Origin of the sequence: Streptomyces sp. JL2001 (assembly GCF_050917515.1) — a bacterium.
Lineage (GTDB): Bacteria > Actinomycetota > Actinomycetes > Streptomycetales > Streptomycetaceae > Streptomyces.
Window position 1 is genome coordinate 2530895 of record NZ_CP169421.1, and the last position, 18804, is coordinate 2549698.

The following is an 18804-nucleotide window of genomic DNA, read 5'->3' on the forward strand; positions in this document are numbered from 1 at the left end:
CGGGACGCCTCATTCTCACAGGCGCTTCACACCCGAGGCAGCGACTCGGCCGCCAGGCCGCCCTCGATGGCGAGGATGCGGTGCAGCCGGGTCGCCACCAGCAGCCGCTGCATCTGCGGCGGCACGCCCCGCAGCACCAGCCGCCGGCCGCAGCGGCCGGCACGGCGGTGCGCGCCCATGATGACCCCGAGCCCGGTCGCGTCCCAGGAGTCGAGACCGGTCAGGTCGAGCACCAGGTCGCCGACGCCGTCGTCGACGGCCGAGTGCAGGACCGTACGGGCGTCCGCCGCGCTACGGACGTCGAGGCGGCCCCCGACGACCAGCTCGACATGGTCGCCCCTGATGTGCATATGCGCTCCCCGGGAGTGCTCCGTCTTTGCAACAACTGACTGCCGTGCGAGCAGAAGCGTTGCGCCTTGTAAGCGAACTGATACCGAATTCACCCCGTGGGGTGATGGTGAAGCGACCGAACAGAACTCAGTTCCGACTCGCAGCGATTCAGTGCTTGTAGAAGCCCTGCCCGCTCTTGCGACCGATGTCACCCGCGTCCACCATCCGGCGCATCAGCTCCGGCGGGGCGAACTTCTCGTCCTGGCACTCGGTGTAGATGTTGCTCGTGGCGTTCACCAGGATGTCGACGCCCGTCAGGTCGGCGGTCGCGAGCGGGCCCATGGCGTGGCCGAAGCCCAGCTTGCAGGCGATGTCGATGTCCTCGGCGGTGGCGACGCCCGACTCGTAGAGCTTGGCGGCCTCGACGATGAGCGCGGAGATGAGCCGCGTGGTGACGAAGCCGGCCACGTCGCGGTTGACGACGATGCAGGTCTTGCCGACCGACTCGGCGAACGCCCGCGCGGCGGCGAGGGTTTCGTCGCTGGTCTTGTACCCGCGGACGAGCTCGCAGAGCTGCATCATCGGGACCGGCGAGAAGAAGTGGGTGCCGACGACGGCCTCCGGGCGCTCCGTCACCGCGGCGATCTTGGTGATCGGGATGGCCGAGGTGTTGGAGGCGAGGACCGCGCCGTCCTTGGCGACCTTGTCGAGGGAGCGGAAGATCTCGTGCTTGACCTCAAGCTTCTCGAAGACGGCCTCGACGACGATGTCGGCGTCGGCCACCGCTTCGAGCTCGGTGGTCGCGGTGATGCGGCCGAGCGCGGCCTCGGCGTCGGCGGCGTCCAGCTTGCCCTTGGCGACGAACCGGTCGTACGACGCCTTGATGCCGTCGGTGCCACGGGTGAGGGCGGCGCCGGTGACGTCACGCAGGACGACGTCCCAGCCCGCCTGGGCCGAGACCTGCGCGATTCCGGACCCCATGAGTCCGGCCCCGATGACGGCGAGCTTCCTGGCCACGATCTTCCACCCCTTAACGCCTGTTCACTTCTCTGGCTCTTCGGCGGAGATTAGCGGGAGTGAGCCGCCGTGTGACCGTGAAGTAATGCGCGTCACGCCCCGTTTGACGGACGTCACACTCGCGACAGGTCCCGGGGGCCGCTCGCCGATGCGGACGCGGGGCGCCCGGCGGGATCGGCGGGACGCCCCTCAGGCACGTACGGCGTACGTGAGGACGCGGTCGCTCAGCAGGTCCTCGATCTCGTCGAGGAGGACCAGGGCCTCGCGGGAGACGGTGGTGGCCTTGCCACCGGACGTCATCTCGCGGGTGATGTAGCCGACGACGGTGTTCTCGATCCAGGCCAGCTGTCCGCCGACGAGCAGGGGCAGCGGGTCGTCGGCCTGCCCATGACCCTGGCTCCCGGCTGGCTCGACCTGCTGTCGCGCTTCATGCCGTTCCGCTACCTGGTGGACGCGGTGCGGGACGCCTACGTCGGCCACTACGCGACGGCGGCCATGCTCTACGGGGTCCTGGTCGCCGTCGCTCTCGCCGCGGTCGCCGTGACGGTGGGCACACGGACGTTCCGCGGGGCCGGAGCGTAACTACGCTGGGGTCATGGTCAATCTGACGCGCATCTACACCCGCACCGGCGACAAGGGCACCACCGCGCTGGGCGACATGAGCAGGACCGCCAAGACCGATCTGCGGATCTCGGCGTACGCCGACGCCAACGAGGCGAACGCGGTCATCGGCACGGCCGTCGCGCTGGGGCAGCTCGGCGAGGAGGTCGTGAAGGTCCTCGTCCGCGTCCAGAACGACCTGTTCGACGTGGGCGCGGACCTCGCGACCCCGGTGGTGGAGGACCCTGAGTACCCGCCGCTGCGGGTCGAGCAGTCGTACGTCGACAAGCTGGAGGCGGACTGCGACCGCTTCCTGGAGGAGCTGGACAAGCTCCGCTCCTTCATCCTGCCGGGCGGCACGCCCGGTGCGGCGCTGCTGCACCAGGCGTGCACGGTGGTGCGCCGGGCCGAGCGCTCCACCTGGGCGGCGATCGAGGTGCACGGCGAGACGATGAACGCCCTGACCGCGACGTACCTGAACCGCCTGTCCGATCTGCTGTTCATCCTGGCCAGGACGGCGAACAAGGAGGTCGGGGACGTGCTCTGGGTCCCCGGCGGCGAGCGCTAGGACCTGTTGGGCGTCCTGGGACCGCCGGGGGCTCCGTCGTCCCGGCGGTCCCGGCCCGTCCCGGGGGGCGTCCGGGGCTCAGGGCGTCCGGTCGGGTACCCGCTTCTCGTCACCCACGGTCCCCGCCCCGCCCCGGGGCTCCTTCTTCGGCCAGATCAGATAGGTGAGGGCGATCAGGCCGTGGATGCCGGCGGCCCGCCAGGCCACCACGATCCAGGCCGTCAGCGACGCGGTGTCGCCGTCGTCGCCCACGTACCAGGTGGCGAGCAGCAGCAGCCCGCTCGCGACGGCCGCCGCCACCACCGAGCCCAGCCAGACCCGGCCTTCGTGGCGGGCGCGGGCCATCCCGTAGCGCGGCGGTCCGGCAGGCCGCTCCCGGCCGCCGAGGCGGTGGGCCGCGTGGCCGTCCAGCCACGTCACCGTGCGGTGACCGTGTCCGACCGTGTAGCCGATGTAGACGGCGGCGAGGCCGTGGCGCCAGCTCGGTTCGGCGCCGTTCTTCAGGTCGATCGCCGTGACGACGAGCAGGACGATCTCCAGCAGCGGCTCGCAGAGCAGCAGCGCGAGGCCCGTCCGGGGCATCTTCAGCAGGTAGCGGGCGGCGAGTCCGGCGGCCAGCAGGACCCAGAACCCGACTTCGCAGATCACGATCAACGTGACGATCACGGCACTCATCCCTTCGGTCCCCTCCAGCGTCCCGTCCGCCGCGCCGTTTCTCGTCGTCGCCGGTGACGACGTCCGTCTACATCCTTCGACGGAGCCGGGGATCGGCCCGGACGGCGAGGTCGCGCCGCCGCGCACCGTGTTGGATGGGAGCGTGACCCTCCCCCGACCGCACCGCGACGATCTCCTGATCGCCGCCGCCGGGCTCGCCTGCGGCCTGCTGCTGTACGCCTTCTCGTTGCACACGCAGGCCGATCCGCTCGTCACGGCGCGCTGGGCGACCCTCGTCCCGCTCGCCGTGATGACCGCGGCGGAGACCGTGCGCCGCACGCTGCCGCAGGCCGCGCTGGTCGTCGGCACGGTCGCGATCGTGGCGGACCAGTTCACCTACGGCAGCCTGCTCACGGTGCTGATGTTCACGGACGTCGTCTACGCGGCCGTCGTCTACGGCTCGCCCGCCTCCGCCCGGCGCATCCCGTACACCACGGGGCTCATCACCATCGCGGTCACGGTCGGCTTCCTCGCCTGGCTGCAGGACGCCATCGCGCTGCTCATCGGCCTGGTCACGGGCATCGTCTCGTTCCTGCCCGCCGTCACCGGCGCCGTCGTGCGCAACCACCGGCAGGCCGCCGAGGCCGCCCGGCTGCGCGCGGAGCAGACGGCGCTGCTCGCCGAGATGGACCGCACCCAGGCGATCATGGCCGAGCGCGCCCGGATGGCCCGCGAACTGCACGACCTGGTCGCCAACCACCTCTCCGCCATCGCCATCCACTCCACGGCCGCGCTCTCGATCGACGAGCCGGCGACGACGCGGCAGTCGCTGACGGTGATCCGGCGGAACAGCGTCGAGGGCCTGGCGGAGATGCGCCGGCTGATCGGGCTGCTGCGGGACGGCAGCGGGGACACCGAGCCCGCCGCCGCGCCCACCCTGAACGGGCTCGACGCGCTGCTGGCCCAGGCCCGGACGAACGGTGGGGCGAGCGGGCTGGACTTCGTGCTCGACGACACCCGGGACCCGTCGGAGGAACGCCGGGAGCCGTTGCCGACCCCCGTCGAACTGGCCGCGTACCGGATCGTGCAGGAGTCGCTGACCAACGCCCTCAAGCACGCCCCGGCCGGTACGGTCACCGTCGTCCTCGCCCGCGACGAGCGGGCGCTGACGGTGCGGGTGGACAGCCCGTTCGGCGACCGGCCGGGACCGCGCGCCCCGGGTTCGGGGTCCGGCCTGATCGGCATGCGGGAGCGGGTGGCCCTGCTCGGCGGCGCCTTCGAGGCGGGGCCGGTGCCGCTCGGGGACGGGGCGAAGATCTGGCAGGTACGGGCCGAGCTGCCCGCCGAGGAGAGGACACCGGACGCATGACGATCCGGATCGTGGTCGCGGAGGACCAGAGCGCGGTACGGGCGGGGCTCGTCCTCATCCTGGGCAGCGCCCCGGACATCGAGGTCGTCGGGGAGGCGGCGGACGGGGAGCAGGCGGTCGAGCTGGCCCGGGAACTGCGCCCGGACCTGGTCCTGATGGACGTCCAGATGCCGCGGATGGACGGGGTGACGGCGACCGGGCTCGTCGTCTCCGAGGGCCTGGCGGACGTGCTGGTGCTGACCACGTTCGATCTCGACGCGTACGTCTTCGGCGCGCTGCGGGCCGGGGCGGCCGGGTTCCTGCTGAAGAACACCGAGGCGAAGGACCTGATCGAGGGGGTGCGGACGGTGGCGCGCGGGGAAGGGACGATCGCGCCGGCCGTGACCCGGCGGCTGATCGCGGAGTTCGCGGCGCCGAGCCGTCCGGTGCGCGCGGCGGAGGCGTCCGTGCTGGACGTGCTGACGCGGCGGGAGCGCGAGGTGCTCGCGACGCTCGGAGAGGGGCTGTCCAACGCGGAGATCGCGGTCCGCCTGGACATGGCGGAGGCGACGGTGAAGACGCACGTCAGCAAGGTGCTGGGGAAGCTGAAGCTCCGTTCGAGGGTCCAAGCGGCGGTTCTGGCACAGGAGTTGGGAGTCTGAGGGCGACCGGACGGCGGGGCGGCCGGGACCGGGGACCCGCCGTGCCGACGTTGGTCTGGACCTCTTGACGGTTGGTCCAGACCTTTCTACGCTCGCGGGGCGCGCGCACAGTTCACGGACCACCCCCACCTTGTCCGTTCCGTCCGCAACTTGAGGAGCACCGTTGAGCACTCAAGCACCGACGCGCAGAACAGGGTTCAGACGCCGGGCCGCCGCCGGTCTGACCGCCCTGATCCTGCCCCTGGCCGCCATGGTCGGCCTCGCAGCACCCGCCGAGGCAGCCACCTCGGCCACCGCCACCTACACCAAGGTCTCCGACTGGGGTTCCGGCTTCGAGGGCAAGTGGACGGTGAAGAACACCGGCACCACCGCCCTCACCTCCTGGACGGTGGAGTGGGACTACCCCTCCGGCACGGCCGTCACCTCCGCCTGGGACGCCACCGTCACCAGCTCCGGCACCCACTGGACCGCCAAGAACGTCGGCTGGAACGGCAGTCTCTCCCCCGGAGCCAGCGTCTCCTTCGGCTTCAACGGCAGCGGCGCGGGTGCCCCCAGCGGCTGCAAGGTCAACGGCGCCTCCTGTGACGGCTCCACGCAGCCCGGCGACAACGCACCCTCCGCCCCCGGCACCCCGGTCGCCTCCGACATCACCAACACCTCGGTGAAGCTGACCTGGACCGCCGCCACCGACGACAAGGGCGTCAAGAACTACGACGTCAAGCGCGACGGCACCACGATCGCCACGGTCACCGGCCTCACGTACACCAACACGGGCCTGACCGCCGGCACCGACTACAGCTACACGGTGGTCGCCCGCGACACCATCGACCAGACCGGCCCGGCCAGCGGCGCGGTCCCCGTGCGCACCACCGGCGGCGGGGGCACCCCTCCCCCGAACGTCGTGAAGATGGGCTACTTCACCAACTGGGGTGTCTACGGCCGCAACTACCACGTCAAGAACATCGTGACCTCCGGCTCGGCCGCCAAGATCACCCACATCAACTACGCGTTCGGCAACGTCACCGGCGGCAAGTGCACCATCGGTGACTCCTACGCCGACTACGACAAGGCCTACACCGCCGACCAGTCCGTCGACGGCGTCGCCGACACCTGGGACCAGCCGCTGCGCGGCAACTTCAACCAGCTGCGCAAGCTGAAGAAGGCGTACCCGAACATCAAGGTCCTGTGGTCCTTCGGCGGCTGGACCTGGTCCGGCGGCTTCGGCCAGGCCGTGCAGAACCCGACCGCCTTCGCCCAGTCCTGCTACGACCTCGTCGAGGACCCGCGCTGGGCCGACGTGTTCGACGGCATCGACCTGGACTGGGAGTACCCGAACGCCTGCGGTCTGTCCTGCGACACCAGCGGGGCGGCGTCCTTCAAGAACATGATGCAGGCCATGCGGGCCAAGTTCGGCGCGAACAACCTGGTCACCGCGGCCGTCACGGCCGACGCCTCGGCCGGTGGCAAGATCGACGCCGCCGACTACGGCGGCGCCGCGCAGTACATGAACTGGTTCAACGTGATGACGTACGACTTCTTCGGCGCCTGGGCGGCGCAGGGCCCGACGGCCCCGCACTCCCCGCTCACCTCCTACGCCGGGATCCCGCAGGCGGGCTTCAACTCCGCCGAGGCGATCGCCAAGTTCAAGGCGAAGGGCGTCCCCGCGAGCAAGCTGCTGCTCGGCATCGGCTTCTACGGCCGCGGCTGGACCGGCGTCACCCAGTCCGCCCCGGGCGGCACGGCGACGGGCCCGGCGGCGGGCACGTACGAGCAGGGCATCGAGGACTACAAGGTCCTGAAGAACTCCTGCCCGGCCAACGGCACGGTCGCCGGCACGGCGTACGCGCACTGCGGCACGAACTGGTGGAGCTACGACACCCCGTCCACGGTCACGTCCAAGATGAGCTGGGCGAAGAACCAGGGCCTGGGCGGCGCGTTCTTCTGGGAGTTCAGCGGTGACACCGGCAACGGCGAACTCGTCGGCGCCATCAACAGCGGACTGAACTAGGGTCTTCCGTTCGGATCAGGCCGGATCAGCGAGCCCGGCAGGATCCGGACGAGGGGCACTCGCCCGTCGACGTGAGCGGGGGACGGCGCAGCACGCCGTCCCCCGCTTCTCGTATGTCCGTGTCCGTACCGGACGCCGCCCCGCCCCTTCGGGCGAGGTGGAGCCTCAGGCGACGTTCACCCGCTGGCCGGGCGGCGCCGCCTCCAGCCAGGCCAGGAAACCGGTGAGGGCGTCCTCGCTCATGGCCAGCTCCAGCCGGGTGCCGCGGTGCATGCAGCCCTGGATCACGGCGTCGGAGAGGAGTGCGAGCTCCTCCTCGCCCTCGGGCATCCGGCGCTCCAGGACCTCGATCGCGGAGCGCTCCAGGATCCGGCGCGGGCGCGGCGCGTAGGAGAACACCCGGAACCAGGCGACCTGGTCCCCGCTGTAGCGCGCGACGCCGTAGACCCAGCCCTTGCCGGAGGGGTCCGGCTCCTCGGAAACGTTCCAGCGCAGCGAACAGTCGAAGGTGCCGCCGGCCCGCTGGATCAGTCTGCGGCGCAAACCGAAGACGAAGAGCCCGATCACCACCAGTGCGACGACCAGGCCGCCCAGGAGCAGAGCGAGGAACATCTTCACCGACCTCCTCGCTGCGTCCCGTGACCGGCTCCGCCGGCGTAACCGAATACGACCTGCATCTGCATCGCCTCAGCCGCGACACGGTCTGGAGAATTCCAGCCGTGCCGCGGCTGAGGGCACAACTCTCGGTGCGGTCCGCTAGTGGACCGCTACCGCACGCAACCGGACATCGGCGCGTCGCTCGGCGGCGGCGTCCGACTCCGACTTGGCGCGCTCCAGCGCGCGCTCGGCGCGCTGGGCGTCGATCTCGTCCGCCAGCTCGGCGATCTCCGCGAGCAGAGAAAGCTTGTCGTCGGCGAACGAGATGAATCCACCGTGCACGGCGGCGATGACGGTGTTGCCCTCGCTCGTACGGATGGTCACCGGGCCCGACTCCAGCACACCGAGCAGCGGCTGGTGGCCGGGCATGACGCCGATGTCGCCGGAGGTGGTACGCGCGATGACCAGGGTGGCCTCGCCGGACCAGACACTCCGGTCCGCGGCGACCAGCTCGACGTGCAGCTCAGCAGCCAAGGGTGGCTCCTCGGGTCACCACCCGGCGGTCGTGCCGGGTGTTGGGGTCAATTCTAAGGGGCGTGAAGAGGGGGACGGGACGAACCCGCCCCCCTCACGAGAGCACGGGGCTCAGGAGACGCCGAGCTCCTTGGCGTTGGCCTTGAGGTCCTCGATGCCACCGCACATGAAGAACGCCTGCTCGGGGAAGTGGTCGTACTCACCGTCGCAGATCGCGTTGAACGCGGCGATCGACTCGTCGAGCGGAACGTCCGAACCGTCCACACCGGTGAACTGCTTCGCCGCGTGGGTGTTCTGGGACAGGAAGCGCTCGACACGGCGGGCGCGGTGGACAACGAGCTTGTCCTCCTCGCTCAGCTCGTCGATACCGAGGATCGCGATGATGTCCTGGAGGTCCTTGTACTTCTGCAGGATTCCCTTGACGCGCGTGGCGGCGTCGTAGTGGTCCTGCGCGATGTAGCGCGGGTCCAGGATCCGGGACGTGGAGTCCAGCGGGTCCACGGCCGGGTAGATGCCCTTCTCGGAGATCGGACGGGAGAGAACCGTCGTCGCGTCGAGGTGGGCGAAGGTGGTGGCCGGGGCCGGGTCGGTCAGGTCGTCCGCGGGGACGTAGATCGCCTGCATCGAGGTGATCGAGTGACCACGGGTCGACGTGATGCGCTCCTGGAGGAGACCCATCTCGTCGGCCAGGTTCGGCTGGTAACCCACCGCGGAGGGCATGCGGCCGAGCAGGGTCGAGACCTCGGAGCCGGCCTGCGTGAAGCGGAAGATGTTGTCGATGAAGAACAGCACGTCCTGCTTCTGCACATCGCGGAAGTACTCCGCCATGGTCAGACCCGCGAGGGCCACGCGCAGACGGGTGCCCGGGGGCTCGTCCATCTGGCCGAAGACCAGGGCGGTCTTGTCCAGAACGCCGGCCTCTTCCATCTCGACCATGAGGTCGTTGCCCTCACGGGTGCGCTCGCCGACGCCCGCGAAGACGGAGACACCGTCGTGCAGCTTGGCCACACGGACGATCATCTCCTGGATCAGAACGGTCTTGCCGACACCGGCACCACCGAACAGACCGATCTTTCCACCCTTGACGTACGGGGTGAGGAGGTCGACGACCTTCAGGCCGGTCTCGAACATCTCGGTCTTGGACTCGAGCTGGTCGAAGGCCGGGGCCTTGCGGTGGATCGTCCAGCGCGGGGCGTCCGCCACGGTGGAGGCGTCGTCGTTCAGCACCTGGCCGAGCGTGTTGAACACCCGACCCTTGGTGACGTCGCCGACGGGCACGGTGATGCCGGCGCCGGTGTCGACCACCGGGGCCTGGCGGACCAGACCGTCGGTGGGCTGCATCGAGATGGTGCGGACGATGCCGTCGCCGAGGTGCTGGGCGACCTCGAGGGTCAGCGTCTTGGTCGCGCCCTCCTCGGCCGGGTCCGGAACCACGACGTTCAGCGCGTTGTAGATCTCCGGCATCGCGTCGACGGGGAACTCCACGTCGACGACCGGGCCGATGACCCGGGCGACGCGGCCCGTGGCGGCGGCCGTCTCAACAGTGGTCGTCATTACTTGTCACTCCCCGCGGTCGCGTCGGCCAGGGCTGCGGTGCCACCGACGATCTCGCTGATTTCCTGGGTGATTTCGGCCTGGCGGGCCGCGTTGGCAAGTCGGGAGAGGTTGTTGATCAAGTCTCCCGCGTTGTCGGTCGCCGACTTCATCGCACGGCGCGTGGCGGCGTGCTTGGAGGCAGCCGACTGGAGCAGCGCGTTGTAGATCCGGCTCTCGACGTAGCGCGGCAGCAGGGCGTCGAGGACGTCCTCCGCCGACGGCTCGAAGTCGTACAGCGGACGGAGCGTGTCCTGCTCGCCCGCCTCCTTCGCCACCTCGTCGAGGCTGAGGGGCAGCAGCCGGGCCTCGACCGCCGTCTGCGTCATCATCGAGACGAACTCGGTGTAGACGATGTGGAGCTCGTCCACGCCGCCCTCGGCCGTGTCCTTCTCGATCGCCTCGATCAGCGGAGCCGCGATCGTCTTGGCGTCCGCGTATTCCGGCTGGTCCGTGAAACCGGTCCACGTGCCGGCCAGCTTGCGCTCGCGGAAGTTGTAGTGCGCGATGCCACGGCGGCCGACGACATAGATGTCGACCTGGCGGCCCTCGCTCTCCAGCTTCCTCGTCAGCGCTTCCGCCGCCTTGATGGCGTTGGAATTGAAGGCACCGGCCAGACCACGGTCGCTCGAGAGGAGCAGGACCGCGGCACGGGTCGGGTTCTCCGCCTCGGTGGTCAGCGGGTGCTTGTCGTTCGCACCCGTGGCCACCGCGGTGACCGCGCGGGTCAGCTCGGTCGCGTACGGGGTCGACGCCTGCACCTTGCGCTGCGCCTTGACGACGCGCGAGGCGGCGATCATCTCCATCGCCTTGGTGATCTTCTTCGTCGCGGTGACGGATTTGATGCGACGCTTGTAGACCCGGAGCTGCGCTCCCATGAGTCAGGTCCCTTCCGTCGTCACTTCGAGACGTTGACGGCAGCGGAAGCGTCGTCGCCCAGCAGCTTCCCGTCAGAGGTCTCGAACTGCTTCTTGAACTCCGCGATGGCATCGGCCACGGACTGCAGGGTGTCGTCCGACAGCTTGCCGCCCTCACGGATGGAGCTCATGAGACCGGAGTGGCTCTGGCGCAGGTACGCCAGGAGCTCGGCCTCGAAGCGGCGGATGTCGGAAACCGGGACGTCGTCCATCTTGCCGGTGGTGCCGGCCCAGACCGAGACGACCTGGTTCTCCGTGGGCATCGGCTGGTACTGAGCCTGCTTGAGCAGCTCGACCATCCGCTGGCCACGCTCCAGCTGCGCCTTCGACGCGGCGTCCAGGTCGGAACCGAAGGCGGCGAACGCCTCCAGCTCACGGAACTGGGCCAGGTCGACACGGAGGCGACCGGAGATCTGCTTCATCGCCTTGTGCTGGGCGGAGCCACCGACACGCGAGACCGAGATACCGACGTTCAGGGCCGGACGCTGGCCGGCGTTGAACAGGTCGGACTCCAGGAAGCACTGGCCGTCGGTGATGGAGATGACGTTGGTCGGGATGAACGCCGAGACGTCGTTGGCCTTCGTCTCGACGATCGGCAGACCGGTCATCGAGCCCGCGCCCATCTCGTCCGAGAGCTTCGCGCAGCGCTCGAGGAGGCGGGAGTGCAGGTAGAAGACGTCACCCGGGTAGGCCTCACGGCCCGGCGGGCGGCGCAGCAGCAGCGACACGGCGCGGTAGGCGTCGGCCTGCTTCGACAGGTCGTCGAAGACGATCAGGACGTGCTTGCCCTGGTACATCCAGTGCTGGCCGATGGCGGAGCCGGTGTACGGCGCCAGGTACTTGAAGCCGGCCGGGTCGGACGCCGGGGCGGCGACGATCGTCGTGTACTCGAGCGCACCGGCCTCCTCCAGCGCGCCGCGCACGGACGCGATGGTGGAGCCCTTCTGGCCGACGGCGACGTAGATGCAGCGGACCTGCTTGTTCACGTCGCCGGAGCGCCAGTTGTCACGCTGGTTGATGATCGTGTCGACGGCCAGCGCGGTCTTGCCGGTCTGACGGTCGCCGATGATCAGCTGACGCTGACCGCGGCCGACCGGGGTCATGGCGTCGACGGCCTTGTAGCCGGTCTCCATCGGCTCGTGGACCGACTTGCGCTGCATGACGCCGGGCGCCTGCAGCTCGAGGGCGCGGCGGCCCTCGGTCGCGATCTCGCCGAGGCCGTCGATCGGGTTGCCGAGCGGGTCGACAACGCGGCCGAGGTAGCCCTCGCCGACACCTACGGAGAGGACCTCACCGGTGCGCTGCACCGGCTGTCCCTCCTCGATACCGCTGAACTCGCCGAGGACGATCGCACCGATCTCGCGCTCCTCGAGGTTGAGGGCGAGACCGAGGGTGCCGTCCTCGAACTTCAGCAGCTCGTTCGCCATGGCGGAGGGCAGGCCCTCCACCTTCGCGATGCCGTCGCCGGCCAGGCTGACCGTTCCGACCTCCTCGCGCGAGGCCGCGTCCGGCTGGTACGACTGGACAAAGTTCTCCAGCGCGTCCCGGATCTCCTCCGGCCGGATCGTGAGCTCCGCCATCTGGGTTCCCTGCTCTCCTTGTTGGGCCCGAAGTTTCTTAGGGGTCTGGGGGCCGACCCCCAGGAATCTTCTGCAATCTCTGCACGGCCCAACCGGGCCGCTGGTCATGCTTGTTCTTTTGGTGGCTGCTGCCGTCAGCCGGCCAGTCGCCGGGTCGCCTCGTCGAGGCGCTCCGCGATGGTCCCGTTGATGACCTCGTCGCCGACCTGCACCGCGATCCCGCCGAGGACCGTGGGGTCCACGTCGAGGTTCAGGTGCATCTCGCGGCCGTACAGCTTGGCCAGGACGGCACCGAGGCGCTGCTTCTGCTGGTCGGACAGCGGCACCGCCGTGGTGACGACCGCGACCATCCGGTCCCGGCGCGCCGCGGCGAGCTTGGAGAGGGACTCGAGTCCCGCTTCCAGGCTACGTCCACGCGGGTGCGTCACGAGACGGACGACCAGACGCTCGGTGACCGGGTTGGCCTTGCCGCCGAGCAGGCTGCGCAGCAGCTCGCTCTTGGCGGACGCCGTGGCGGCCTTGTCCGTCAGCGCCGAGCGGAGCTCGGTGCTGGAGGAGACGATCCGGCCGAACCGGAACAGCTCGTCCTCGACGTCGTCGAGCGCGCCGGCCTGCTGCGCCGCGGTGAGGTCGGCGGTGTTCGCCAGCTCCTCGACCGAGTCGACCAGGTCACGCGACTGCGACCAGCGGGAACGCACCATGCCGGACACCAGGTCGACGGCCACGCCGCCCACCTGACCGCCGAGCAGTCGCCCGGCGAGCTCGGCCTTGGCCTCGCCCGCCTGCGCCGGGTCGGTCAGGACCCGACGCAGCGACACCTCGCGGTCGAGCAGCGCGGTGACCGCGGCCAGCTCACCCGCGAGCTTCGCGGCGTCGACCGAGGTGTTGTCGGTCAGCGCGTCGAGAGACTCGCGCGCGCCGGCCAGTGCCTCGCGGCTCGCTCCGTTCATCGGACGGCCTCGGCCTTCTCCTCGAGCTCGTCGAGGAAGCGGTCGATCGTGCGGCTCTGGCGGGCGTGGTCCTCGAGGGACTCACCGACCAGCTTGCCGGCCAGGTCGGTGGCGAGCTTGCCCACGTCCTGGCGCAGCGACGTCGCCGCGGCCTTGCGGTCGGCCTCGATCTGCGTGTGGCCGGCCGCGATGATCTCCTCGCGCTGGCGCTGGCCTTCCGCCTTCATCTCCTGGATGATCGCGGTGCCCTGCTCCGTCGCCTCCTGGCGAAGACGCGCGGCCTCATGGCGGGCCTCGGCGAGCTGGGCCTTGTACTGCTCCAGCACACTCTGGGCCTCGATCTGGGCCGACTCGGCCTTCTCGATGCCACCCTCGATGGCCTCGCGACGCTCGTCCAGAACCTTGTTGATGTTCGGGAGGAGCTTCTTGGCGAGGAAGCCGAAGACGATGACGAAGGCGATCAGGCCGATGACGAGCTCGTCAAGATGCGGGATCAGAGGAGGCTGGGGCTCCTCCGCCTGCGCAAGAAGCAGAGCGTTCACATCAGTGCCTTCCGTAAAAAAGGTTCGGGCTGTCGGTCCGGCTTACTGGTAGACGAAGCCCATGACGATGCCGATGAGGGCGAGCGCCTCACAGAACGCGAAGCCCATGATCTGGTTGGTGCGGATCAGACCGGCGGCCTCGGGCTGGCGGGCGAGGGCCTGCGTACCGTTACCGAAGATGATGCCGACGCCGACGCCGGGGCCGATCGCGGCGAGGCCGTAGCCGATCGAGGCGACGTTGCCGACGACGTTCTCCTTGGCGCCGGCGGCGAGGTTGACCATGTCGAGAGCAGCGGACATGCCGTTACTTCCTTCTCTTTCAATGACCCGGTGGGGGTTGGCCACCGGACGACAGTTGGCTTGGGGGTGGTGCGGCTGGTCCGGTCGGGCTCAGTGGTGCTCGGCGAGCGCGCCCTGGACGTAGCTGCAGGCCAGGAGGACGAAGACGTACGCCTGGACGGCCTGGATGAAGAGCTCGAAGGCGGTCATCACGAGGACCATCACGAACGAGGCGCCGGCGTAGATGAAGCCCAGGCCGTTCATGAGGTACCAGGTGGCCAGCGAGAACATCACGATGAGCAGGTGACCGGCGAACATGTTCGCGAACAGTCGCACCGCGTGCGTGAAGGGCCGGATGAGGAGGTTCGAGAAGAACTCCAGGACGACGACCATGGGCAGGATCGCGCCGAGGGACTTGTCGTAGCCGACGATGTTCTTCCAGCCGCCGACGAAGCCGTGCTTCTTGAAGGTCAGCGAGACCCAGAGGACGTACACGATCAGGGCGAGACCGGCCGGGAAGGCGATCAGCGAGGTGACCGGGAACTGGGCGAGGGGAATGATCGACCAGAGGTTGAGCATCCACACGAAGAAGAACAGCGACACCATCAGCGGGACGTACTTCTCGCCGTCCTTCTTGCCGATGATCTCGTAGACGATGCCGCGGCGCACGAAGTCGTAACCGGCCTCGCCGACCATCTGCATCTTGCCGGGGATCAGCTTGGGCTTGTTGAAGGCGGCCCAGAAGAACCCGACGACCACGATCGAGCCCAGGATCGCGAGCAGCATGGGCTTCGTGAACTCGAAGCCGCCCCACGTGGCGATCGGCTCGTACATGAACGTGTGCAGGCCCGGCGCCGGGAAGCCGCATCCACTGAAGATGTGGCAATCCGGGTCGAAGGCAAGCGTCTGGTCAGCACTCACCGCGGGCTCCTTCAGCGTGGCGCATAGGTACGGCAACCTCGTTGTGTCGGCGCGGCACGCAGCCGCGGGTCGGCACTGGACTGGTCTTACGGATAGGGGGGCGGCGGTTCGGCGTCGAGCCTCGCGCTGGGACAGGCGTCAGCTCGGATGCCCGCGCCCGCAATGCCGCAGTTGGCACCGGACGATAGCAGGAAGCCGAAGGCGTCTTTATCCCGGCCCTACCCCTCACGACGACGACCCCGAGTTCTTGGGCTTGTCGCCGTTCGAGGAGTCGGGGTCGACGTAAAGGATCTTGGCCTTCATGTAGGCGCGGGCCTGTGCCGCGATCCACACGATGGTCACTGCGAGCAGCGTGAAGGCGAACGCCTTGAAGTCGAACCAGGTGGTGTTCTTCAGCAGGGCCATCAAAATGAACAGCAGCAGCAGCTGGGCCGTGTAGAGCATCAGCCCCATGGCCTGGAACAGGTGCGGGAGCGACTTCGCGGTCCTCTGGAGCACCACGAGCCCGATGCCCATGAAGGCGATGACCACGACGCAGCCGAGGACGGCGCCGAGCACCCCTTCGCCGCCGGCGACCACGCCGCTGATGACCGCGGCGATGGCGCCGGTGGCCGCAGCGGGAATGGCAGCTGACAGAAGGATGCGTGCGTCGTTGGACGGCATGGCGGTGTCTCCGCTTGCTTGGTGGGGGCAGTCGTGCAGGGGTGTCGTCGAGGACGAGCCTAGGCCCGGTCCGAGGTGTGTCTCGGGGCCAACAGACCGTCGCACTACGGTCTTTCGGCTCTGTCGCCGGGTCTCGTGAACCGTATCACAAACTATTTGAATAGGTCTTTACCCGGGGGTGTGCGGACTGTCACACATGAGAGGTACCCCGCGCGTGTGTGCGCGGCGCGACGTCGAGTTGTCTGGTAATGCCCCTGTGCGGGGCATTCGTCAACTCGGCGTTCCGGCCTTCCGCCGGTCGGTGAAGCGCGACCGGTGGCCGATGGCGGTCGACCCGTTGACCCCGGCCGGCACCGGAATGCGCTCGGGGCGCTCCTCCAGAGGGCCCTGAGGGGTCCCAGCCGCCCCGGAGACGGCCGCGGAGGCGGCCTCCGGCTGGACGGGGCGGGAGCGGCGGTACCGGGGCGGCACGAAGGACTCCGCCCATCTCGGCGCCCGCGGCGCGAAGCGCGGCAGCAGGAGCAGCACCAGACCGAGCGCGCTCATGAAGACGACCGTCAGCACGATCCACATCGACGTGGAGTGCACCGAGTACGCGAGCGTGCCGAAGGCGATCAGCGCCGACCAGAAGTACATGATCAGCACGGCCCGGCTGTGCGAGTGGCCGATCTCCAGCAGCCGGTGGTGCAGATGGCCGCGGTCGGCCGCGAACGGGGACTGCCCGTTCCAGGTGCGGCGCACGATCGCCAGCACCAGGTCGGCCATCGGGATCGCGATGATCGTGAGCGGCAGCAGCAGCGGGATGAAGACCGGCAGGGCGGCGTGGGTGGCCTCGCGGGTCGAGCCCTCGAACAGCCTCAGGGTGTCGGGGTCGACCTGCCCGGTGATCGAGATCGCCGACGCGGCCAGGATCAGGCCGATCAGCATCGAGCCGGAGTCGCCCATGAAGATCCGGGCCGGGTGCATGTTGTGCGGCAGGAAGCCGAGGCACATGCCCATCAGGATCGCGGCGAACAGCGTCGCGGGGGCGGCGGCCTCGATCATGTAGCCGTACCAGAGCCGGTAGGCGTACAGGAAGAACGCCGTCGCGGCGATGCAGACCATGCCGGCGGCCAGGCCGTCCAGGCCGTCGACGAAGTTCACCGCGTTGATCGTGATGACCACCAGGGCGACCGTCAGGAGCGTGCCCTGCCACTGGGTCAGCGCGACCGTGCCGACACCGGGGATCGGCAGCCACAGGATCGTCAGACCCTGCATGACCATCACGCCGGCCGAGATCATCTGCGCGCCCAGCTTGATCAGCGCGTCCAGTTCGAACTTGTCGTCGAGGACGCCGATCAGCCAGATCAGGGCCGCGCCGGAGAGCAGCGCGCGAGGCTCGTTGGAGAGCTCGAAGACGCTGTTCAGGTTCTGCAGGTGGTCCGCCACCAGCAGTCCGGTGCACAGCCCGAAGAACATGGCGATGCCACCGAGCCGCGGAGTCGGTTCTCGGTGTACGTCGCGGGCGCGGATCTCCGGCATCGCCCCGGTCGCGATGGCGAACTTCCGCACCGGACCGGTGAGCAGATAGGTCACCGCGGCCGTGACACAGAGCGTCAGCAGGTAATCACGCACGGGCTGCCCCACAGGAATCGCTGGCCATCTCAGCCCCACACCCTAGCCGGGCCGTCCATGTGCTTGAGGACATCCGACCGGTGCGTACGGTTGCGCTGTGAGGCCCGTCACCCGCCATACGGGGGAAATCCACCCGTAAGGGAGCGGACTTCCGCGCGCACGCGGGCCGCCTCCGTGGCGTCGTCGCGCAGCGCGAGCGTGAACAGCGCGGCGATCCGGGCCATCTCCGGGGCGCCCATGCCCTGCGTGGTGACGGCGGCGGTGCCGAGGCGCAGCCCGCGACCGTCCCCGTACGGCAGGGCGCAGGTGTCGAGCACCAGGCCGGCGGCGGCCAGCCGCATCCGGGCCGTGCGGCCGTCGACGCCCAGCGGCGAGGGATCGGCGGTGATGAGGTGGGTGTCGGTGCCCCCGGTGGTGACGGCGAAGCCCTCGGCGGCGAGCGCCGCGGCGAGCACCCGGGCGTGCGCGACCACCTGGTGGGCGTACGTGGCGAAGGCGGGGGCGGCCGCCTCGCCGAAGGCCACCGCCTTGGCGGCGATGGTGTGCATCTGGGCACCGCCCTGGGTGAACGGGAAGACCGCCCGGTCGACCCGGTCGGCCAGATCGGCCCCGCACAGGACCATGCCGCCGCGGGGCCCCCGCAGCACCTTGTGGGTGGTGGCGCAGACGACGTCGGCGTACGGGACGGGGCTGGGCGCCGCTCCCCCGGCGACCAGCCCGATCGGGTGGGCGGCGTCGGCGATGAGGTAGGCGCCGACCTCGTCGGCGATGTCGCGGAAGACCGCGTAGTCGATGTGGCGGGGGTAGGAGATCGAACCGCAGACGATCGCCTTGGGGCGGTGGTGGCGGGCCAGCGCGGCGACCTGCTCGTAGTCGATGAGCCCGGTCTCGGCGTCGACGCCGTAGGGCACGAAGTCGAACCAGCGCCCGGAGAAGTTCGCGGGCGAGCCGTGGGTGAGGTGGCCGCCGTGGGCGAGCCCCATGGCCAGCACGGTGTCGCCGGGCCGCAGCAGGGCGGCGTACGCGGCCAGGACCGCGGAGGAGCCGGAATGGGACTGGACGTTCGCGTGCTCGGCGCCGAAGAGGGACTTCGCCCGGTCGACGGCGATCCGCTCGGCGGCGTCGGCGTACTCGCAGCCGCCGTGGTGGCGGGCACCGGGATATCCCTCGGCGTACTTGTTGGCGAGCGGGGAGCCGAGCGCGGCCAGGACCGCGGGCGAGGTGAAGTTCTCGGCGGCGATCAGCTGGAGGTCCTCGGTCTGCCGGCGCACCTCCCCGAGCAGCACGTCGGCGATCTCCGGGTCCTGCCGCCGCAGGACGTCGAGTTCCTCTTCGGGTGGAGCGGTGACCGGCATCTGTGGCTCCCGGCGTGGGCTGGGCTTCAGCTCCAATGTAGGCGCGTCGCCCGGGCTCTGCCCGCCGTTCAC

At 69.6% G+C, this 18804-nt stretch carries 19 protein-coding genes and 1 pseudogene; 5 read left to right on the plus strand and 15 right to left on the minus strand.

The features are described 5' to 3' along the window. Nucleotides 1–26: 26 nt before the first annotated feature. Together ACE1OA_RS10945 and ACE1OA_RS10950 are read right to left on the minus strand one after the other, a co-directional pair. Nucleotides 27–350 carry an STAS domain-containing protein gene (locus ACE1OA_RS10945; RefSeq protein ID WP_024761898.1) on the minus strand — a complete coding sequence of 108 codons (324 nt, stop codon included), beginning with the start codon at nt 348–350 and terminating at the stop codon, nt 27–29. 148 nt (nt 351–498) lie between these two features. Further along, on the minus strand, nt 499–1347 hold the full coding sequence (locus ACE1OA_RS10950) for a 3-hydroxyacyl-CoA dehydrogenase family protein (protein WP_384869453.1): 849 nt from the start codon (nt 1345–1347) through the stop codon (nt 499–501). 381 nt (nt 1348–1728) lie between these two features. Between ACE1OA_RS10950 and ACE1OA_RS10955 the strand changes: the two are divergent. Further along, nucleotides 1729–1929: pseudogene (locus ACE1OA_RS10955) on the plus strand (ABC transporter permease); the annotation flags it as partial. A gap of 13 nt (nt 1930–1942) precedes the next feature. Then, nucleotides 1943–2515 (plus strand): cob(I)yrinic acid a,c-diamide adenosyltransferase, encoded by a 573-nt coding sequence (locus tag ACE1OA_RS10960; protein WP_356607723.1) that lies wholly within the window; start codon nt 1943–1945, stop codon nt 2513–2515. 78 nt (nt 2516–2593) lie between these two features. Here ACE1OA_RS10960 and ACE1OA_RS10965 read toward each other — a convergent pair whose 3' ends face one another. After that, on the minus strand, nt 2594–3181 hold the full coding sequence (locus ACE1OA_RS10965; RefSeq protein ID WP_386542469.1) for a hypothetical protein: 588 nt from the start codon (nt 3179–3181) through the stop codon (nt 2594–2596). A 151-nt stretch (nt 3182–3332) separates the two neighbouring features. On the opposite strand from ACE1OA_RS10965, the gene ACE1OA_RS10970 reads away from it, so the two are divergent. The 3 genes from ACE1OA_RS10970 to ACE1OA_RS10980 all read left to right on the plus strand — a co-directional run bounded on the left by ACE1OA_RS10970 (nt 3333) and on the right by ACE1OA_RS10980 (nt 7187). Further along, nucleotides 3333–4538: a sensor histidine kinase gene (locus ACE1OA_RS10970; RefSeq protein WP_432752700.1), complete on the plus strand. Its 1206-nt coding sequence runs from the start codon at nt 3333–3335 to the stop codon at nt 4536–4538. Next, a complete protein-coding gene (locus ACE1OA_RS10975; protein WP_356607729.1) occupies nt 4535–5179 on the plus strand; it encodes a response regulator transcription factor in 645 nt (214 codons plus the stop codon). The genes ACE1OA_RS10970 and ACE1OA_RS10975 overlap by 4 nt, the downstream gene beginning before the upstream one ends. Before the next feature lie 163 nt (nt 5180–5342). Beyond that, the gene (locus tag ACE1OA_RS10980; protein WP_386542467.1) at nt 5343–7187 is read left to right on the plus strand and encodes a glycoside hydrolase family 18 chitinase; all 1845 of its coding nucleotides are present in this window, start codon (nt 5343–5345) and stop codon (nt 7185–7187) included. A gap of 165 nt (nt 7188–7352) precedes the next feature. Here ACE1OA_RS10980 and ACE1OA_RS10985 read toward each other — a convergent pair whose 3' ends face one another. The 12 genes from ACE1OA_RS10985 to glyA all read right to left on the minus strand — a co-directional run bounded on the left by ACE1OA_RS10985 (nt 7353) and on the right by glyA (nt 18732). After that, nucleotides 7353–7799, minus strand: a complete 447-nt coding sequence (locus tag ACE1OA_RS10985; RefSeq protein WP_356607731.1) for a DUF2550 domain-containing protein — start codon at nt 7797–7799, stop codon at nt 7353–7355. 144 nt (nt 7800–7943) lie between these two features. Next, a complete protein-coding gene (locus tag ACE1OA_RS10990) occupies nt 7944–8318 on the minus strand; it encodes a F0F1 ATP synthase subunit epsilon (protein ID WP_356607733.1) in 375 nt (124 codons plus the stop codon). 111 nt (nt 8319–8429) lie between these two features. After that, nucleotides 8430–9872 carry a F0F1 ATP synthase subunit beta gene (atpD, locus tag ACE1OA_RS10995; RefSeq protein WP_356607735.1) on the minus strand — a complete coding sequence of 481 codons (1443 nt, stop codon included), beginning with the start codon at nt 9870–9872 and terminating at the stop codon, nt 8430–8432. After that, entirely contained in the window at nt 9872–10789 is a 918-nt protein-coding gene (locus ACE1OA_RS11000) for a F0F1 ATP synthase subunit gamma (RefSeq protein WP_356607737.1), read from the minus strand. Before ACE1OA_RS11000 ends, atpD begins: the two co-directional genes overlap by 1 nt. Nucleotides 10790–10809: 20 nt before the next feature. Next, nucleotides 10810–12408 carry a F0F1 ATP synthase subunit alpha gene (gene atpA, locus ACE1OA_RS11005; protein ID WP_147981245.1) on the minus strand — a complete coding sequence of 533 codons (1599 nt, stop codon included), beginning with the start codon at nt 12406–12408 and terminating at the stop codon, nt 10810–10812. A 134-nt stretch (nt 12409–12542) separates the two neighbouring features. Further along, nucleotides 12543–13358: a F0F1 ATP synthase subunit delta gene (locus ACE1OA_RS11010; protein WP_356607739.1), complete on the minus strand. Its 816-nt coding sequence runs from the start codon at nt 13356–13358 to the stop codon at nt 12543–12545. Next, nucleotides 13355–13900 (minus strand): F0F1 ATP synthase subunit B, encoded by a 546-nt coding sequence (locus ACE1OA_RS11015; protein ID WP_147981243.1) that lies wholly within the window; start codon nt 13898–13900, stop codon nt 13355–13357. Before ACE1OA_RS11015 ends, ACE1OA_RS11010 begins: the two co-directional genes overlap by 4 nt. 42 nt (nt 13901–13942) lie before the next feature. Then, on the minus strand, nt 13943–14200 hold the full coding sequence (gene atpE, locus ACE1OA_RS11020) for an ATP synthase F0 subunit C (protein WP_093874070.1): 258 nt from the start codon (nt 14198–14200) through the stop codon (nt 13943–13945). 90 nt (nt 14201–14290) lie between these two features. Then, the gene (gene atpB, locus ACE1OA_RS11025) at nt 14291–15100 is read right to left on the minus strand and encodes a F0F1 ATP synthase subunit A (protein WP_356607742.1); all 810 of its coding nucleotides are present in this window, start codon (nt 15098–15100) and stop codon (nt 14291–14293) included. Between the two features lie 225 nt (nt 15101–15325). Next, nucleotides 15326–15763, minus strand: coding sequence for a hypothetical protein (locus ACE1OA_RS11030; RefSeq protein WP_356607744.1), 438 nt, complete (start codon nt 15761–15763; stop codon nt 15326–15328). Nucleotides 15764–16033: 270 nt separating this feature from the next. Next, a complete protein-coding gene (locus tag ACE1OA_RS11035) occupies nt 16034–17377 on the minus strand; it encodes an MraY family glycosyltransferase (protein WP_356607745.1) in 1344 nt (447 codons plus the stop codon). Nucleotides 17378–17484: 107 nt separating this feature from the next. Continuing rightward, a complete protein-coding gene (gene glyA / locus ACE1OA_RS11040) occupies nt 17485–18732 on the minus strand; it encodes a serine hydroxymethyltransferase (RefSeq protein WP_356779494.1) in 1248 nt (415 codons plus the stop codon). Between the last annotated feature and the right edge of the window lie 72 nt (nt 18733–18804).

What these genes read in the sequence shown, in the direction of transcription:
- ACE1OA_RS10945 (WP_024761898.1), bottom strand. Translation starts at nt 350, where the DNA reads ATGCACATCAGGGGCGACCATGTCGAGCTGGTCGTCGGGGGCCGCCTC.
- ACE1OA_RS10960 (WP_356607723.1), top strand. Translation starts at nt 1,943, where the DNA reads ATGGTCAATCTGACGCGCATCTACACCCGCACCGGCGACAAGGGCACC.
- ACE1OA_RS10975 (WP_356607729.1), top strand. Translation starts at nt 4,535, where the DNA reads ATGACGATCCGGATCGTGGTCGCGGAGGACCAGAGCGCGGTACGGGCG.
- ACE1OA_RS10985 (WP_356607731.1), bottom strand. Translation starts at nt 7,799, where the DNA reads ATGTTCCTCGCTCTGCTCCTGGGCGGCCTGGTCGTCGCACTGGTGGTG.
- atpD (WP_356607735.1), bottom strand. Translation starts at nt 9,872, where the DNA reads ATGACGACCACTGTTGAGACGGCCGCCGCCACGGGCCGCGTCGCCCGG.
- ACE1OA_RS11000 (WP_356607737.1), bottom strand. Translation starts at nt 10,789, where the DNA reads ATGGGAGCGCAGCTCCGGGTCTACAAGCGTCGCATCAAATCCGTCACC.
- atpA (WP_147981245.1), bottom strand. Translation starts at nt 12,408, where the DNA reads ATGGCGGAGCTCACGATCCGGCCGGAGGAGATCCGGGACGCGCTGGAG.
- ACE1OA_RS11010 (WP_356607739.1), bottom strand. Translation starts at nt 13,358, where the DNA reads ATGAACGGAGCGAGCCGCGAGGCACTGGCCGGCGCGCGCGAGTCTCTC.
- atpE (WP_093874070.1), bottom strand. Translation starts at nt 14,200, where the DNA reads ATGTCCGCTGCTCTCGACATGGTCAACCTCGCCGCCGGCGCCAAGGAG.
- ACE1OA_RS11030 (WP_356607744.1), bottom strand. Translation starts at nt 15,763, where the DNA reads ATGCCGTCCAACGACGCACGCATCCTTCTGTCAGCTGCCATTCCCGCT.
- glyA (WP_356779494.1), bottom strand. Translation starts at nt 18,732, where the DNA reads ATGCCGGTCACCGCTCCACCCGAAGAGGAACTCGACGTCCTGCGGCGG.